The sequence below is a fragment of the Actinomadura opuntiae genome (genome assembly GCF_030283205.1).
Classification (GTDB): Bacteria; Actinomycetota; Actinomycetes; order Streptosporangiales; family Streptosporangiaceae; genus Spirillospora.
Genome location: NZ_JASNWF010000002.1, coordinates 595,235 through 611,827, shown reverse-complemented (window position 1 = coordinate 611,827; position 16,593 = coordinate 595,235). Strand labels below are relative to the sequence as shown.

General features: G+C 72.8%; 19 protein-coding genes. 1 reads left to right on the top strand and 18 read right to left on the bottom strand.

Features of this window, described 5'->3' with window-relative positions; translation table 11 throughout:
* Positions 1 to 381 precede the first annotated feature (381 nt).
* From QP089_RS06290 to QP089_RS06250, 9 genes are all read right to left on the bottom strand, one after another.
* Positions 382 to 1,143 (bottom strand): dienelactone hydrolase family protein, encoded by a 762-nt coding sequence (locus QP089_RS06290; RefSeq protein WP_285910348.1) that lies wholly within the window; start codon positions 1,141 to 1,143, stop codon positions 382 to 384.
* 77 nt (positions 1,144 to 1,220) lie between these two features.
* A complete protein-coding gene (locus QP089_RS06285) occupies positions 1,221 to 1,565 on the bottom strand; it encodes a peptidase inhibitor family I36 protein (RefSeq protein WP_285910347.1) in 345 nt (114 codons plus the stop codon).
* 72 nt (positions 1,566 to 1,637) lie between these two features.
* A complete protein-coding gene (locus QP089_RS06280; RefSeq protein ID WP_285910346.1) occupies positions 1,638 to 2,813 on the bottom strand; it encodes a low temperature requirement protein A in 1,176 nt (391 codons plus the stop codon).
* Positions 2,814 to 2,848: 35 nt separating this feature from the next.
* Entirely contained in the window at positions 2,849 to 3,826 is a 978-nt protein-coding gene (locus QP089_RS06275; RefSeq protein ID WP_446474008.1) for a lysophospholipid acyltransferase family protein, read from the bottom strand.
* A gap of 46 nt (positions 3,827 to 3,872) precedes the next feature.
* Positions 3,873 to 4,886 carry an NAD-dependent epimerase/dehydratase family protein gene (locus QP089_RS06270; protein ID WP_285910345.1) on the bottom strand — a complete coding sequence of 338 codons (1,014 nt, stop codon included), beginning with the start codon at positions 4,884 to 4,886 and terminating at the stop codon, positions 3,873 to 3,875.
* A 38-nt stretch (positions 4,887 to 4,924) separates the two neighbouring features.
* Positions 4,925 to 5,023 carry a 30S ribosomal protein bS22 gene (locus QP089_RS06265; RefSeq protein WP_018654693.1) on the bottom strand — a complete coding sequence of 33 codons (99 nt, stop codon included), beginning with the start codon at positions 5,021 to 5,023 and terminating at the stop codon, positions 4,925 to 4,927.
* Positions 5,024 to 5,469: 446 nt separating this feature from the next.
* Positions 5,470 to 5,673 (bottom strand): helix-turn-helix domain-containing protein, encoded by a 204-nt coding sequence (locus QP089_RS06260; RefSeq protein WP_067466901.1) that lies wholly within the window; start codon positions 5,671 to 5,673, stop codon positions 5,470 to 5,472.
* 339 nt (positions 5,674 to 6,012) lie between these two features.
* Complete coding sequence (locus QP089_RS06255; protein WP_285910344.1) at positions 6,013 to 6,885, bottom strand: phosphatase; 873 nt, start codon at positions 6,883 to 6,885, stop codon at positions 6,013 to 6,015.
* A 43-nt stretch (positions 6,886 to 6,928) separates the two neighbouring features.
* Positions 6,929 to 8,143 carry an acetoin utilization protein AcuC gene (locus QP089_RS06250; RefSeq protein WP_285910343.1) on the bottom strand — a complete coding sequence of 405 codons (1,215 nt, stop codon included), beginning with the start codon at positions 8,141 to 8,143 and terminating at the stop codon, positions 6,929 to 6,931.
* 143 nt (positions 8,144 to 8,286) lie between these two features.
* On the opposite strand from QP089_RS06250, the gene QP089_RS06245 reads away from it, so the two are divergent.
* On the top strand, positions 8,287 to 9,285 hold the full coding sequence (locus QP089_RS06245) for an alpha/beta hydrolase (RefSeq protein ID WP_285910342.1): 999 nt from the start codon (positions 8,287 to 8,289) through the stop codon (positions 9,283 to 9,285).
* A 1-nt stretch (position 9,286) separates the two neighbouring features.
* On the opposite strand, the gene QP089_RS06240 is transcribed toward QP089_RS06245, so the two are convergent.
* The 9 genes from QP089_RS06240 to QP089_RS06200 form a co-directional block, all read right to left on the bottom strand.
* Positions 9,287 to 9,451, bottom strand: coding sequence for a hypothetical protein (locus tag QP089_RS06240; RefSeq protein ID WP_285910341.1), 165 nt, complete (start codon positions 9,449 to 9,451; stop codon positions 9,287 to 9,289).
* A 141-nt stretch (positions 9,452 to 9,592) separates the two neighbouring features.
* Complete coding sequence (locus QP089_RS06235; RefSeq protein WP_285910340.1) at positions 9,593 to 10,024, bottom strand: hypothetical protein; 432 nt, start codon at positions 10,022 to 10,024, stop codon at positions 9,593 to 9,595.
* 95 nt (positions 10,025 to 10,119) lie between these two features.
* Complete coding sequence (proC, locus tag QP089_RS06230; protein ID WP_285910339.1) at positions 10,120 to 10,914, bottom strand: pyrroline-5-carboxylate reductase; 795 nt, start codon at positions 10,912 to 10,914, stop codon at positions 10,120 to 10,122.
* 109 nt (positions 10,915 to 11,023) lie between these two features.
* Entirely contained in the window at positions 11,024 to 11,944 is a 921-nt protein-coding gene (locus tag QP089_RS06225) for a proline dehydrogenase family protein (protein WP_285910338.1), read from the bottom strand.
* A 133-nt stretch (positions 11,945 to 12,077) separates the two neighbouring features.
* Positions 12,078 to 13,262 carry an LCP family protein gene (locus QP089_RS06220; protein ID WP_285910337.1) on the bottom strand — a complete coding sequence of 395 codons (1,185 nt, stop codon included), beginning with the start codon at positions 13,260 to 13,262 and terminating at the stop codon, positions 12,078 to 12,080.
* A gap of 201 nt (positions 13,263 to 13,463) precedes the next feature.
* Complete coding sequence (locus QP089_RS06215; protein WP_285910336.1) at positions 13,464 to 14,198, bottom strand: ABC transporter permease; 735 nt, start codon at positions 14,196 to 14,198, stop codon at positions 13,464 to 13,466.
* Positions 14,195 to 14,926: an ABC transporter ATP-binding protein gene (locus QP089_RS06210; RefSeq protein WP_285910335.1), complete on the bottom strand. Its 732-nt coding sequence runs from the start codon at positions 14,924 to 14,926 to the stop codon at positions 14,195 to 14,197. Before QP089_RS06210 ends, QP089_RS06215 begins: the two co-directional genes overlap by 4 nt.
* A 67-nt stretch (positions 14,927 to 14,993) precedes the next feature.
* On the bottom strand, positions 14,994 to 15,593 hold the full coding sequence (locus QP089_RS06205) for a TetR/AcrR family transcriptional regulator (protein WP_285910334.1): 600 nt from the start codon (positions 15,591 to 15,593) through the stop codon (positions 14,994 to 14,996).
* On the bottom strand, positions 15,590 to 16,474 hold the full coding sequence (locus QP089_RS06200; protein WP_285910333.1) for a sugar phosphate isomerase/epimerase family protein: 885 nt from the start codon (positions 16,472 to 16,474) through the stop codon (positions 15,590 to 15,592). The genes QP089_RS06205 and QP089_RS06200 overlap by 4 nt, the downstream gene beginning before the upstream one ends.
* Between the last annotated feature and the right edge of the window lie 119 nt (positions 16,475 to 16,593).

Below are 16,593 nucleotides of genomic sequence, written 5' to 3'. Positions count from 1 at the left end.
GCTACCGGCGCCTGACCATCCGCTACGAACGCCACGGCCACCTGTTCAACGCCTTCCTCGTCCTGGCCGCCGCCATCACCTGCTACAAGAAGCTCGCCAAACAGCCCACATGAGACACGCTCTTAGACAGACCGGGTGTCTGTCACAAATGCGACCGCCCCTGCCTCGATCGCGCCGCCACCAGAGTCCGGCAACCCCAAGCCACCGCGACCACAGGGCAACACCGTCTGCCGCTACCCACACCCAGCTCACGCCCGGCGAGCGTCCATAAAGCACGCCTCACTCACCGGCCACAGCCCCACAGCCCCCAACTGCCTACCGCCAACCGCTCAAGCCGCAACGGCACACGACCCCGGCAGGCCCGCCACAGCCACCCCACGGCTACTGCGTGAGTTCCGTTCTGAAGAGGTCTTGGACGCGGGTCCAGGAGTCGTCGGCGGCGGTCTTGTCGTAAGGGGCGCGGCCGGGGAAGAAGAAGGCGTGCTGGGCGCCCGGGTAGACGATCTCCTCGTGGCGGGCGCCGGACGCGTCGAGGGCCGCGCTGATCTGGGCTCGCTGGTCGGCGTCGATGACGTGGTCGAGTTCGGCGAAGAACATCAGCGTCCGGACGTCGCGGGCGGCGATGGCGGGGGCGTCGTCCAGCAGCGGGGTCGGGCGGCTCAGGGCGGTGCCGGCGACGGGGAGCCAGCCGGGGTAGTAGATCGCGGCGGCGGCGAGGTCGAGGCGGGTCGCGGCGAAGAAGGCGATGTGGCCGCCGAGGCTGAAGCCGAGCACGCCGGTCTTGTCGGTGGCGTTCGCGTGGTCGCGGGCGTGGGCGGCGCAGGCGCGCAGGTCGGCTTCGACGTCGTCGCGGGTGAGGCGGCCGAGGAGCTCGAAGGCGCGGGTGCGGTTGGCGTCGCTCTCGGCGAAGCCGGACGCGGTCTCGGGGCCGGAGCGGTGGTAGAGGTTGGGCGCGACGGCGACGTAGCCGAGTTCGGCGACCTGCCGGGTGATGTCGCGGACCTGGTCGGTCAGCCCCCAGAGTTCCGCGCAGACGAGGACCAGCGGGTGGGCGCCGTCCGCCGGGCGGGCCAGGAAGGCGTTCATCGGCGCCGCGCGCCCGACGTCGATCCGTACCTCGTCCGCGGTGATCTCGGTTGCCATGGGAGTCCCCGTCGTCAGGTCGCGCGCCTGCGGCGCGAACCCGATGATCGTACTCGGCGGCGCGGCCGCGCCGATCCCTACAGGTACGCGCGCATGGGGGCGGAGAAGGCCTTGGACGAGTGGGCGGGCAGGAGCGCGACTCTGCTGCTGCCCGAGCATGCGGGGGCGTCGTAGAGGCTGAGGAAGTACGGGGTGTTGTTGACGCCCGACCGGACGGCCTGGGGCAGGGACGTGCACTGCGACGGGAGCCGGTCGAAGCGGAGGACGGTGACGCCGCCGGTGTAGTCGGGGTTCTCGTAGAGGCACGCCGCGTCCTGCGGGCATGGGGCCGGGTCGTCGTCGGCGGCGGCGTGTGCCGCGGGTGCGACGGATCCCGCCGCGATCGTGAGCATGGTCGCCGCGAGCCGGAATCGACGGAGCATGGTGGTCCCCCTGGTGGCCGGTGCCTCTCGCTTCAAGATCATAGCCGTCCGTGATCACAGGATCGCTGAACGTCAGGCCGCGGTGGAGTTCCGGGTCTGGCGGGCGAGGATGGCGGCGATGAGCAGCACCAGCACGACGGCGATCGCGGTGAGGGAGGCGGCGACGCCGATGGTGGACGCGCCGAGCACGGTGAGCAGGACGAGCACGGCCGCGACGGCGATGAAGCGGAGCGGGACGGTGACGATTCCGAGCGGTGCGTGCAGGGCCCACAGCATGGCCAGCGCGACCGCGACGGGCACCGCCGTGGCGGCGACCACGGTCGTCGCGTCCGCCTCGATGCCGTGCTCGCCCTCGCCTGCGGACGCGACGGCGACCTCGAGGCCGGCGCCGAGCGCGGCGAGGGCCGCGAACATCACGTAGTGGCCGTGGCCCCAGACGAACGAGCGGTCGCGGCGGTCGGCGAGGCCCTCGCCGGGCTCTTCGGAGAAGTAGATCCACCAGATCGTGAACAGGATCGCCAGCCCCGCGAGCGCGATGACGACGAGGTCGGCGCTGAGGCCGTGCGCGACGGCGCCCTGGACGGCGTTCGTCGCGGCGAGGACGCTCTCGCCCAGCAGGATGATCGTGAACAGCCCGTACCGTTCGGCGATGTGGTGCGGGTGCCAGGTCGTCATCCGGGGGCGTTCGGCGACCAGCGGGACCGACAGGTCCGCCAGGGCGCAGACGACGAACGTCCAGGCCGGGCCGTCGCCGGGCAGGGCGAGCCGGGACACCCAGAGCACCTGGACGAGCGAGACGCCGACCGCGTAGCGGGTGGCCGTGGCGCGTCCCTCCGGGTGGGCGACCGCGGCGCGCGTCCACAGGCTCACCAGGCCGACGCGCATGACGAGGTAGCCGATGGTGACGGTGGTGAAGTCGCCGTCGAACGCCGACGGGACGCCCGCGGCGAGCACGAGCACGCCGGCCATCTGCACGAACGTCATGACGCGGTACGGGACGTCGTCGGTGTCGTAGGCGGAGGCGAACCAGGTGAAGTTCATCCACGCCCACCAGATGGCGAAGAAGACCGCGAGGAACGCGCCGGCCGCGCCGGCGGTGTGCGCCTCCTCCGTCGCGTGGGCGAGCCGTCCGGCGGCCTGCGACACCGCGGCGACGAAGGTCAGGTCGAACAGCAGCTCCAGCGGGCTGGAGGCGCGGTGGGGTTCGGCCAGGTCACGGGCGACCATCCGGGTGCGCAGCGATGGCATGCGATCACTCTAGGGGCGCGCCCCGGCGCCGTCCGTCACAGGAAGGCGGGTCCCCGGCGCAGCAGCGTGTCGTACAGCATCTGCTGGACGTTCTCGCGCACGTGGTCGGTGATGTTGAAGACGGTCATCGGGTCGTCGGCGTCCTCGGCGGCGTACTCCTCCAGCGTCATCGGCTCGCCGAACTGGATCATCCACTTGGACGGCAGCGGGATGAGCCCGGCGGGGCCGAGCAGCGGGAACGTCGGGGTGACCGGGAAGTAGGGCAGGCCGAGCAGCCGGGCCAGCGGCCGCAGGTCGGCGATCTTGGGGTAGATCTCCTCGGCGCCGACGATGGCGGCCGGGACGATCGGGACGCCGGCGCGCAGCGCGGTGCCGACGAAGCCGCCGCGGCCGAAGCGCTGCAGCTTGTAGCGGTCGGCGAACGGCTTGCCGACGCCCTTGAACCCCTCGGGGAACACCCCGACCAGCTCGCCCTTGCCGAGCAGCCGGGCGGCGTCGGCCTGGCAGGCCAGGGTGTGGCCGGCCTTGCGGGCCAGGTGCGCGAGGACGGGCACCTGGTAGACCAGGTCGGCGCCGAGGAGGCGGACCTGGCGGCGGGCGTGGTCGTGCAGCGCGACCGACAGCATCAGCGCGTCGAGCGGGAGCGTGCCGGAGTGGTTGGCGACGATCAGCGCGCCGCCCTCCGCCGGGACGTTCTCCAGGCCCGCGAGCTCGACCCGGAACCAGCGCTCGTAGAGGGCGCGGGCCGCGGGCAGCAGCACGCTCTCGTTGAAGTCGGGGTCGTACCCGAACTCGTCGACCTCGTACTCGCCGGCGATGCGGCGGCGCAGGAAGGCCAGCCCGGACGCGATGCCCCGTTCGAGCGGCCCGGGAGCCGCGGCGGAGCCCGCACCGGGGCCCGCGCCGGAGTCGGCGACGCCGATGTCGCCCGCCTCGTCGCCGCCGTCCTGGCGGGCCGAGGCGAGCGGGATGACCTGCGCGCCCCCGTCGTCCTCGTGGCGGGCGTGCATCATCCTGCCTCCTTTCCACCGTGCGGCCGGGGGCCGCGCCGGCGTCGTGTCAGCCGCGCAGCAGCGAGGCCAGCCGGGCGGCCGGCCCGTGGCGTCCGAGGCCCCGGGTGGCGGCGAAGTCGGCGAACGCCGCCTCCGACCCGTACTTCGGACGCCACGCCAGCTCGTCCTCCAGGGCCGTCGTGTCGATGACCCGGCCGTAGGTGAGCCAGCGCAGCAGTTCGGGCGAGAACCCCGACATGCCCGCGAACCGCCGTCCCATGTCGCCCATCAGCGAGATGGACGGAGCCGGGACGGGCACGTACGGGCGGCCCGCGCGGCGCAGCGCCTGCGACAGCAGCAGCACGCCGTCGCCGGCCACGTTGTAGCAGCCGGGATGGTCCTCGACGGTCATCCGCCGCAGCACCTCGACGCCGTCGTCCTCGTGCACGAACTGCAGCCGCGGATCGAAGCCCAGCACCGTCGGGACGACGGGCATGCGCAGGTAGCGCGTCAGCGGCGAGTCGACGCCGGGCCCGAGGAAGTTCGCGAACCGCAGCACCGACACCGTCAGGTCGGAGCGGCGCCGCGTCAGCCCGCGGACGTACCCCTCGACCTCGACGGCGTCCTTGGCGTACCCGGACGTCGGCGCCTCGACGGGCTCGTCCCGCTCGGTGAACACGGCCGGGTCCATCGGCGAGGAGCCGTAGACCGCGGCCGAGGACCGCACGACGAGCTTGCGCGCGTCGGGCGAGCGCTGGCACGCGCCGAGCAGCTGCATCGTCCCGATGACGTTCAGCTCTTTCACCTTCGCCCGCGGCACCGACGCCGAGGTGACCAGGTTGAGGTGCACCACGGTGTCGACCCGCGCGGAGGAGATGATCTTGGCGATGCCGGGCGTGCGGATGTCGACCCGCACGAACTCGGTCCGGCCGAGCGGCATCGTGGGCGGAACCGTGTCCACCCCGATGACCCGCTCGATGCCCGGGTCGGCCTGCAGGGCGTGCGCGACCCGCGCCCCGAGGAACCGGGAGACGCCCGTGACGAGGACGACACGGGCAGCGGCGACGGGCTTGGCAGGCACTGTGCGCCCCACCCCTTACGGCTGAGCGACCGGCGTGCTCACTTCTTGTTGCGGCGCTGGATGCGCGTCTTCTTCAGCAGCTTGCGGTGCTTCTTCTTGGCCATCCGCTTGCGGCGCTTCTTGATGACAGAGCCCACGAGACCTCGCTCGGCGTAATCGGGTGTTGTGCAGGAGACGAACGTGCCGCAGGCGAGCATGACTCGAAACGCGCGCACGGTCCGCTGCCCAAGGGTACCGCTGCGCAGGTGGAGATCTCGCCGCGGCATGGCGCGCGGAGTCCGGCACCGCGCCGCGCGCCCTGGTCACGGCGCGCCGCGTGATGCCGGGCACTGTGCCGCGCGGGGCGGACGGCGGGGTGGCACCCGCCCGTCCCGCGGTGTCCGGACCGGCTCCGGACCGGGGGTGGCGCGGGGCATCGGGAATGCCCCGGCCGCCCGGTCGCCGGCTGCGGCGGCCTGCCGGCCACCGGCCGGTCCTCGTCCTGTTTCCCCAGCTCCGGAACGGTCCTCACGGCCCGTCCCGGCGCCCCCTGCACTGCCGGGTGGCAGGTTCGGCGGGTGCCGGCGGCCCCCGCACGCACCCGTTATCCGGCTTCGATGTACGCGTCGCGCAGGTAGTCGTGAACGGCCTGTTCGGGGACCCGGAACGAGCGGCCCACCCGGATGGCGGGAAGCTCGCCCGAGTGGACGAGGCGGTAGACGGTCATCTTGGACACCCGCATCACCGAGGCCACTTCGGCCACGGTCAGGAACCTGACCTCGCTGAGAGGTCGCTCGCCTGAGCTCATCGGACGCCCTCTTCCACACGTGCCGCGCACCGGCCCTTCGGGTGACTTTGATCACGCACGTGTACTTCCTCCAGCGTAAATCGCGTATCGGCAGTCGCAAGAGGGGAGTTCCGCACATTTCCGTATCCGCCCCCGGCCGGCCGGCCGCCGGGCCGCTGCCGCACGGAGCGCGAAGCCGGCGGCACGGCCCGTCGCGGCCGAGCGGATGTCAATCGAAAACAGCCGATGACCTGCGACTCAGAGGTTCGCGGCAGGGCCGCGCAAGCCCACGAACACCGTTACGGCAGCCGTGTCCCACCCGGCGGCGGGCCCGGCGGCCGCCCCGGAAGGTAAGCAAGGTCAATCCCCGGAGTACAGGCCCGCCCGGGCGAGGAGGTAGGCCGTCAAGGGGGCGTAATGGTGCGGCGATACGCCGTCGTCCAGCGGGACGACCACGTCGACCTTGCCTTCGGCGGCGCCGGCGAACAGCGCCGGGTCGTTGCAGTCGGCGAATCCGACGGTGTCGATGCCGGCCTGCCCGGCCGCGCCCGCCCAGCCGTGGTCCGCGATGGCCAGATCCGGCCAAGCCTCCGGATCGCCGCCCGTGCTCCCGCCGGTACCACCGGACGCGGCGCCGGTCCCGGCGGCGAGCTCGCGGAGCATCGCCTCCATCGGGTGCGGGTCGTGCGTGTGGTGCGTGCGGAAGTCCTCGCCCTCCAGCATCGCCACGCCCGGCTCGGCGTAGACGATCCGGCGCAGGTCCGAGCCGCCGTAGTCGACGTCGATCTCGTACGTCCAGCCCGCGGCCGGGGTCAGGATCCGGCACCCGGCGCCCTCCAGCGCCCGCGCGACGGCCTGGTACACCGGGGTCAGCGTGGCCGGGTGCCCGGTCGCGACCACCACGTTCTCCCTGCGGCGCGCCGCGAGGCCGATGCGGTCGCCCATCGCCTCCAGCGCGTCGATGGTGATCTCGGGGTCGATGGTGTCGTCGCCGTACACGTGCCCCGGGTCCGGGTTCACGCCGCAGCGCTCGACCATCATCTCCAGCACCGAGCGCTCCGTCCACGACGGCTTGAGCTCCAGCCCGAACTGGTAGTACGGGTTGCCGGCCGCCATCCGCCGGTAGTGCAGCAGGTTGTTCTGCCGCGGCGTCGCCACGTCGCCCGCGATCATCGTGCGGACCAGGTGCGCGCGCAGCTCCTCGCGCGTGGGGGGCTTGCCGGTCTCCGCCATCACTCGCCCGCCGCCGCTCGCCGGACCGCCGCCCGTCCGGCCATCACTCGTCCGTCATCGGGTCGAGGCCGTGTTCGGGGAAGACCTCCCGCCGGGTCGCCAGGATCGCCTGGTCGACCGGGCTCGCCGGGTCGTAGCCGTTCCCCCACCGGTGCACCTCCACGACGTCCGTCCCGTCCGTCATCCGGAGCGGGGCGATCTCCTCGGTCCGTTGCCGGACGAACTCGCGCCAGTCCCGCGGCGTCTCGGTGCTCGGCGGGATCGGGTCGCCGGACGCCTCCGCCAGCAGGTGCGTCCAGGCGCGCGGGACGACCTGGACCAGCTCGTAGCCGCCGCCACCGGTCAGCACCCAGCGGCCGCCGGCCGTCTCGTGCGCGAGCCGGTGCAGCGCCGCGTAGGCGGTCCGCTGCCCGTCGACGGTGAGGATCAGGTGCGCCAGGGGGTCGAGCGCGTGGCCGTCGGCGCCCTGCTGGGTGACGAGCACCTGCGGGCGGAACCGGCGCAGCAGTTGCGGGACGATCGCGTCGAACGCGCGCAGCCAGGCCGCGTCGTTCGTGCCCGGCGGCAGCGCGACGTTGACCGCCGTGCCGTCGGCGCCGGTCTCGGTCGGCAGGCCGGTGCCGGGGAACAGCGTGCGCGGCGACTCGTGCAGGCTGATGGTCAGGACGCGCGGGTCGTCGTAGAAGGCGGCCTGGACGCCGTCGCCGTGGTGCACGTCGATGTCGACATAGGCGACGCGCTCGGCGCCGTTCTGCAGCAGCCACGCGATCGCGATGGCCGGGTCGTTGTAGACGCAGAAGCCGCTCGCGGCGCCGCTCAGCGCGTGGTGCAGGCCGCCGGAGATGTTCGCGGCGTGCTCGGCGCGGCCCGTCCAGACCGCCTCCGCCGCCGCGACCGAGGCGCCGGCGACCAGCGCGGACGCCTCGTGCATGCCGAGGAAGACCGGGTTGTCGTCGGTGCCGAGGCCGTACCGGGGCTCGGGCAGGCCGGTCGCGCCCGCGTGCTTGACGGCCGCGATGTAGGCCTCCTCGTGCACCAGCCGCAGGAGCTTGTCGCCGGCCGGCTCGAACCGCGAGACCCGCACGCCGGAGCGGTCCAGGACGCCGAGGTCGCGCGCCAGCGCCATCGTCAGCTCGACGCGGACCGGGTTCATGGGGTGACCGGGCCCGAAGTCGTAGGAGACGAGCCGGTCGTCCCAGAAGACCTCCAGCCCGCAGCCGCCGGAGGAGGGCGGCGGGGACGGCGGCGCGACGCTCATGACCTCACGGTATCGCGGCGGGCCGGTGGCCAGGATCACAGACCCCGCCACACACGGCATACGTCGCAACAGAACAGTGATGTTGATTACACAACATAAAGGGGAATGTATATAACACAACGGAAACAGCGAGTGAGGTGCCGATGGACCAGAGCGTCCGCAGCCGCGCGATCTCCGGCGCGCTCCGCCTGGGCGTGCACCCCTTCATGCACCGCGTCCCCGGCCATGCTGGCAGCATCCGTACCGCCCGCTCCGCCGTGGACGCCGCGGCGCTGCTGATGCGGACCGGCTCCCGGGTCCGGATCGTCCCGCTGCACGATCCGCGGATCGAGAGCGGCGGCGGGCATCCGGTCAAGGGCGAGTGGGTCGTCCCCCGCGACGCCGGCGCGCCGCCCGGCGAGGTCGCGCCACCCGGCGCGATCCTCTACCTGCACGGCGGCGGTTACGTCGTCTGCTCGCCCCGCACCCATCGCCCCATCACGTCCCGGCTGGCCCTGGACACCGGGCTGCCGGTGCTGGTCCCCCGCTACCGGCTCGCGCCCGAGCACCCGTTCCCCGCCGCGCTCGACGACGCCGTCGCCGCCTACCGCTGGCTGCTCGACCGGGGCGTGCCCGCGTCCGGCATCGTCGTGGCGGGCGACTCGGCGGGCGGGCACCTGGCCGCCACGCTGGCGGGCGAGATCTGCCGGACGGGGCTGCCGTCCCCGGCCGGGATCGTCCTGTTCTCCCCGTGGGTCGACCTGACCTGCGAGCTGTCCACCCGTGCGCAGCGCCGCGCTCGCGACCCGTACATCAGCGCCTACGCGGCGCAGCGGGTCGCCCGCCTCGTAGTGGGGCCGGCCGGATTCGACGACCCGCGGCTGGCCCTGCTCACCTGCGCGTGGACCGATACACCGCCGGTGCTGATCCAGGTCGGCGGCGCCGAGGTGCTGCGCGACGAGGCGCGGGCGCTCGCGGACGCGCTGACCGCCGCGGGCGCCGACTGCGAGCTCCAGGTCTGGAAGGGGCAGATGCACGTCTTCCAGATGCTGAACCGGGTGCTGCCGGAGGCCGCCGCGGCCATGCGGGACGCCGCGCGCTTCGTCCGGTCCGTCACGACGCCGGCGCTCGGGGCGTCCGAGAAGCCGGAGGTGGCGGCGTAGGTCAGCGGTCGTCGCGCTTGGCGGGCGGGCGCCGGTGGGCGGCCAGCAGCGCCGCCGCGTGGTCGGCCATGAAGCGGGGCACCCGCAGCCTGGTCAGGACCCGGTGCAGCGGCGTCCGCTCCACCGGGACCGCCGCGTCCGCGGCCCGCCGCCTCCGGTCGTCCATTCCGCGCCTCCCCCGAAGATTCCAAGATCAACAGGGATGGTAGCCGCGGAACTGATCGTTTCCCCCGAAAACCAAGATCATTAGCCACGCTAGGGAATTCGCCGGTCACCCCGCGTGCGCCGATCCCGGGCCGCGCTCCGGTCAGAAGAGGTGGGCGTGCTCGCGCTCGTACTCCGCCTCGCCGCGGCGCCCGCGCCGGACGGTGAGGAAGCCGATCGCCGCCGCCACCGTCGCCACGCCCTCGCCGACCAGGCTGATCGTCTTCTCGGTGTACCAGACGGGCTCGTGCATGTTCGGCAGCGGACCGAGCGCGCCCACGTCGACGTAGTAGTAGAGCAGCAGCGCGCCGACCGCGCTCCCGGCCACCAGGAACGCCAGCGCGTACGACCAGCGGGCCGCGTAGGTGAGGACGATCACCGCCACCACGGCGGCGACCCCGGCCTGGATGCGGAAGAGCAGGTCGCCGTGGACGGAACCGCCCTCCACGAACGCCATCTGGGGAGCGAACCTCCAGTGCACGACGGCGTCCGCGGCGAGTCCCGCGGCGACCAGCAGTCGGAGTATGAGTCCCATACTCCCTTACACGTCCCCGCACCCCTGCCCGGATCAACCGGATCATTCGGAATTGAACTTTTTTGCCGGGAGGGGGTCGGAGGGAGGGAGGCGGCTCAGCCGCCGGCGAGTTCGCGGCCCCGGTTGCGGGCCGCCTCGATCGCCTCCAGGACCGCCGCGCGGACGCCGTGCCGCTCCAGCTCCCGGATCGCGGAGATCGTCGTCCCGCCCGGCGACGTGACGGCCTCGCGCAGCAGTACCGGGTGCTCGCCGGAGTCGCGCAGCATGACCGCGGCGCCGACGGCGGACTGGATCACCATCTCCAGCGCGGCGGCGCGCGGCATGCCGAGCAGGATCCCGGCGTCCACCATCGCCTCGACGAGGTAGTAGAAGTAGGCGGGCCCGCTGCCCGACAGCGCCGTGGCGCCGTCCTGCAGCGACTCGGGGATGCGCAGCACCTTGCCGACCGGCGACAGCAGCTCCTCGGCGAGCCTCAGGTGCTCCTCGCCCGCGTGCGACCCCGCCGAGATCACGCTCATCGCCTCGTCCACGTGGACGGGCGTGTTCGACATGACCCGGACCACCGGGATCCCGGCGGGCAGCCGCTCCTCGATGAAGGCCGTCGGGATGCCCGCCGCCATCGAGATGACCAGCCGGTCGCCGCCGACATGCGGGCAGATCTCGCCAAGCAGCGCGTCCATGTCCTGCGGCTTCACCGCCAGGACCAGGGTCCCGGCCTTGGCGGCGGCGTCGGCGTTGGACACCGTCTCGATGCCGTAGCGCTCGCGCAGCAGCGCCGCGCGCTCCTCGCGGCGCGCGGTCGCCACCAGCTCGGACGGGCGGCGGCCGGCCCGGAGCACCCCGGACAGCAGCGCCTCGCCCATCTTCCCGGCACCCAGAATCGCGATCATCGGCATACCTTGACGTGGGGATCCAGTGACCGCACCACCCTATCGGCGCGGCCCTGACGCGGCGCGGGCCCCGGGTCCGGACACCGGTCGGACGCCGGTCGGACGCCGTTCAGGCGCGGCCGACGAGGGAGCGCGCGAACAGCCGGAGGTTGGCCGGCTTCTCGGCGAGCCGCCGCATGAAGTACTCGTACCACTCCTGGCCGTAGGCGACGTACACGCGGACCTGCGCGCCCTTCCCGGCCAGGCGGCGCTGCTCCTGCGCGCGGATGCCGTAGAGCATCTGGTACTCGAAGGTGTCGGCGTCACGCTCGTTCAGCACGGCCAGCGCGCCGCCGATGTCGATGAGGCGCGGGTCGTGCGTGGCGAGCATCGGGTAGCCCTTGCCCGCCATCAGGACCTTCATACAGCGCACGTACGACTTGTCGATCTCTTCCTTGTCGGTGAAGGCCACCGCTTCGGGCGCGGCATAGGCGCCCTTGCACAGCCGTACGCGAGAACCCTCGTACGCCAGCTCGGCGCAATGCTCCTCCGCGCGCCGCAGGTACGCCTGGATGACGGCGCCCACGTCGGGGAAGTCGCGGCGCAGTTCGTGGAGGATCCGCAGCGTCGCGTCGACCGAGGTGTGCTCTTCCATGTCGAGCGTGACCGTCGTACTGGCGGAGCGGGCCGCGCCGCAGATGCGGCGCGCGTTCTCCAAGGCGAGGTCCTCGCTGAGGGTCAGTCCGATCGCCGACGGCTTCACCGACACCTCGGCGCGCGTGCCGAGGCCCGCCGTCCCGAGCCGTTCGAGCAGCCCCACGTAGTGGTCGGCGTTCGCCTCGGCCCGGTCACCGTCCTCGGTGCCCTCGCCGAGGACGTCCAGCGTGACGAGCAGCCCCTCGGCGGTCAGCTCCTCGGTGACGCGCGCCGCGTCCTCGATCGTCTCCCCCGCGACGAAGCGGCGGACGACGTCGCCGGTGAACGGCGCGGTCTGCACGATCCGGCGCGCGCCGTTACTACGCGACGCGAACAGCAACGCCTGACGAAGCACTGGTGGCAACCCCTTGTCCGGCGGGACGGCCCGCCCCTTCAACAGCCGCCGTCCCTACCGTCCAGGTTATGCCCGGACCGGCGCCGCGATCACGGCGCCCGCCACGACGCCCGCCACGACGCCCGCCACGACGTCACGACACCGTGCCGAGCCCGTGGCCGCCGCCGTACTTCTGCACGTACTCGGGCATCCCGGCCGTCTTCACCGCGTTGAACAGGGCCTTGGCCCTGGTCGGGTCGAGGAACACGACGCTCTGCTTGTTGCGCATCCCCGTCCCCTTGTAGGGGGCCGTAAGGAACGTCACGTCGCCGACGCGCAGGTGCCGCAGGCTCAGCGCCAGCGAGCGGAGGTCGCCCGCCGACTCGCTGGAGTCGACGCTGATCGACTTGGTGAACGCCGACATGAACCGGTCGAGCTTGAGCGGGTTGCTGAGCGTGCCGCCGTCCGCGGCCTGCTTGGCGAGCGCGCCGAGGAACGCCTGCTGCCGCTTGATCCGGTCGAAGTCGCCGTTCGGCAGGTTGTAGCGCTGCCGGACGAACAGCAGCGCCTCCTCGCCGTTGAGCTTCTGGCTGCCGGCGGTCCACTGCTTCTTGCGGGCCGGGTCGTACACGCTCTGCTTGATGGTGACGGTGACGCCGCCGAGCGCGTCCGTCATCGACTTGAACCCCTCGAAGTCGATCGCGCCGTAGTGGTCGATCCGGACCCCGGTGAGCTGCTCCAGCGTCTCGATCAGCAGCTTCGGGCCGCCGAAGGAGAACGCCGCGTTGACCTTCTGCCTGCCGTACCCGGGGATGTCGACGTAGGAGTCCCGCGGGATGGAGATGATGTAGGCCTTCTTCCGGTCCGCCGGAAGGTGCAGCAGCATGATCGTGTCGGTGCGCTGCTGGCCGGGCTTCCAGAGCTTGCCGCTGCCCTCGCCGGTGGTGCCGATGTCGGCGCGCGAGTCCGAGCCGACCAGCAGCCAGTTCTCGGTGCCGGCGACGTTCGGGCCGGGCCGCTTGCCGCCGTCCGGCATGACGCCCTGGATCCGGTGGATGTTGCCGTTGTAGGACGCCTGGCGCTGCCAGATCAGCCCGCCGATGCCCGCCACGACCAGCACGAAGAACACGCCGATCGCGATGAGGACCCGGGGCCAGCGCTTCTTGCGCCCGCGCGCGGTGTCGTCACCGTCGCCGCCCGAAGAGCCGTCGCCCCAGAACGCCGCGCTCTCGGAGCCCTCGTCGCCGGCGCCGCCGCCTCCGGGGCCGCCTGGACCACCCGGACCGTTCGGGCCGCCGGTCGCGCGCGGGCCGGGCGGCATGCCGGGACCCGCCGGCATGCCCGGAGCTTGCGGGGCACCGGACGCGTGGCGTCCCACGTGCGGCGGGGGCGCCCCGTCGGGCCGCTGCGGCGCCGAGGGGCCGGGGAGGTCTCGGGGGGTCATGGACGCAGAAGCTACCAGCCCGGTCAGTGCGGTTAAGGCGCGTTTCAGCCGTCCGCCCGGTCGAGTCCTGTCCCGGCCCCGGGGTGAACCTTCCCGCTACGCCGTTCGTCTCCGCAGGGTGGCGGCGCCGAGCAGGAGCGCCACGAGGGTGAAGGCGGCGATGACGGCGACGTCGGTCGCGAGCGTGCCGGTGAAGCCGGAATGCGCGCTGATCTCCTGCATCCCCTGCACCGCGTAGGTCAGCGGCAGCATCCGCGAGACCGCCTCCAGCCAGCCCGCCATCTCCTCGCGCGGGACGATCAGCCCGCACAGCAGCGCCTGCGGCAGGACGAGCGCGGGCATGAACTGGACGGCCTGGAACTCGGTCCGGGCGAACGCGCTGGCGAACAGGCCGAGCGCCATGCCGAGCAGCGCGTCCAGCACCGCGACGAGCACCAGGGAGCCGAGCGAGCCGGTCAGGTCCAGCCCGAGCCAGGTCAGCGAGATCAGCAGGACGACCCCGACCTGCACCAGCGCGGCCAGCCCGAACGCCAGCGCGTAGCCGAGCAGCAGGTCGAGCTTGCCGAGCGGCATGCTCATCAGCCGTTCGAGGGTGCCGCCGGTGCGCTCGCGCAGCGTGGCGACGCTGGTCACCACGAACATGACGACGAACGGGAACAGGCCGAGCAGCATCGGGCCGAGCCGGTCGAACTCCTGCGGGGCCTGGAACACGTACCGCAGCAGGACCATCAGCAGGCTCGGCACGGCGACCAGCAGCGCGACGGTGCGGGGGTCGTGCCTGAGCTGGGCGAGGATGCGCCGGGTGGTGGCGAGGGTGATCGCGGGGTTCACGCGGGGCTCCCGGCCTTCTGGTCGATCAGGTGGAGGAACGCCTCTTCGAGGTCGGCGGCGCCGGTGCGCTCGCGCAGCTCGTCGGGGGCGCCGTCGGCGAGGATCGCGCCCTCGCGCATCAGCAGCAGCCGGTCGGTGCGGCCCGCCTCGTCCATGACGTGGCTGGACACGACCAGGGTGACGCCCCGGCCGGCGAGCGTCCGGAACAGCGTCCACAGCTCCTGGCGCAGCACCGGGTCGAGGCCGACGGTCGGCTCGTCCAGGACGAGCAGTTCGGGCGAGCCGAGCAGGGCGACGGCGAGGTTGGCGCGGCTGTGCTGCCCGCCGGACAGCGTCCCCACCGGCTGGTGGCGGGCGCCGGTGAGGCCGACCTCCTCGATGACGCGGTCGACGTCGCCGCGCGGCGCGCGCAGGACGGACGCGAAGTAGCGCAGGTTCTCGGCGACGGTCAGGTCCGCGTAGACGGCCGGGGTCTGCGTCGCGTAGCCGACGCGGTCGCGCAGGCCGGCGGACCCGGCGTCCTGGCCGAGCACGGTGACCCGGCCGCTGCGCACGATCTGGACGCCGACGAGCGCCCGCATCACGGTGGTCTTGCCGCACCCGCTCGGGCCGAGCAGCCCGACGATGCGGCCGCGCGGGACGTCGAAGCTCAGCCCGTGCAGGACCTCGCGTCCGCCGCGCACCACCCGCAGGTCCCGCACGCTGACGGCGGGACTGGAACTCATCATGTGATGAATTTAAGTCCGCGCAAGGGCCGGGTCAAGGGGTGCCGGGTCGCCGGAAGCCGGGGACGGCTCAGCTCAGGTAGCGCTGGAGGGTCGGGGCGACCAGCTCGACCAGCTCGTCCTCGCTCGCCGACGCCATCGGCTCGACCCGCAGCACGTACCGCAGGATCATCACGCCGATCATCTGCCCGACGGCCGCCTGGATGTTCAGGGGCGGCAAGCCGGTCGCCGCGCCGGCCCGTCCGAGCAGCGCGGACGCCACGAACTCGCGCATCATCGCCGCCGCCCGCTCGTTGGTCATCGCCGAGCGCAGCATCGCCAGCAGCGGCGCGCGGCGGTCGGCGTCCCCCCAGATCCGCAGGAACGTCCGGACGATCGTCTCGCCGACCCGCTCGCGGGGCAGCGCCAGCAGCTGCGGCAGCAGCACCGACGGGTCCACCGGGAACCGCATGGCCTCGACGAACACGCCCTCCTTCGTGCCGAAGAAGTGGTGGACGAGCGCCGGATCGACGCCCGCGGCGCGGGCGATCGCGCGCAGCGACGTCCCGTCGTAGCCCTTGTCGGCGAACATCTCGCGGGCCTCGGCGAGGATCGCCTCCCGCGTCTCGGTCGGCCCGGGGCGGCGCCCCCGCGCGGCCGCGGTCCGGCCGGAGCGCGCCGCGTCCGTCACCGGACTCCCCGGCGGGTGACCTCCCCGCCCGAGGTGACCTGCCAGGTGTGGTCGGCCGCGGCCAGGTGCAGCCGGGCGAACGCCAGCGCCTCGGCCAGGTCCTCCATGCGCTCGGCGCGGCTGGCCGCGCGGCGCGTGTTGACCTCCAGGACGACGTGCCCGCGGAACCCGGACTCGGCGAGGGTCTCCAGCATCGGCCCGCACGGCTGGTTGCCCCGGCCGGGGACGAGGTGCTCGTCCTTGTTGGTGATGCCGACGCCGTCGGCGAGGTGGACGTGGCGGAGCCGGTCGCCCAGGCTCGCGGCCATGCCGAGGGCGTCCGAGCCCGAGACGGCGGTGTGCGACAGGTCCAGCGTCACGTGCGGGTAGTCCTGGTCGACGGGGTTCCAGTCGGGCAGGTACATGCCCGCCTCCGCGCCGCGCGCCTTGAGCGGGAACATGTTCTCGACCGCGAACAGCACGTCGGTCTCGTCCTGCATGCGGGCCAGGCCCTCGACGAACTCCTTGGCGTAGTCGCGCTGCCAGCGGAAGGGCGGGTGGACGACCACGACGTCGGCGCCGAGCTCCTCGGCGACCTCCTTGGAGCGGACCAGCTTGCCCCACGGCTCGCGCCCCCAGACCCGCTGGGTGAGCAGCAGGCAGGGCGCGTGGATCGACTTGATCGGGACCTGGTGGTAGTCCGACAGCCGGCGCAGCACGTTCAGGTCCTGCGAGGAGGCGTCGGTGGACACCATGACCTCGATGCCGTCGTAGCCGAGCAGGGCGGCGATCTCGAAGGCGCTCGGCACCTTCTCGGGATAGACCGACGCGGTGGACAGCGTGATCGGTGCGTCCGGCACGCGCAGGGCCGGTGAGTAGGAGCCGTTGTGCTGCGGGGTCAAGGCTTCCTCGCCAGGAATGATCGCTCGGCTGGGTCCATGAGAGCAGTGTTCGTAAAGGAAAGCCTATGCGCCTGCGCCGGTGATGAAACCCTCGCCCCGAGTGATCCGCGCTGCTTTGC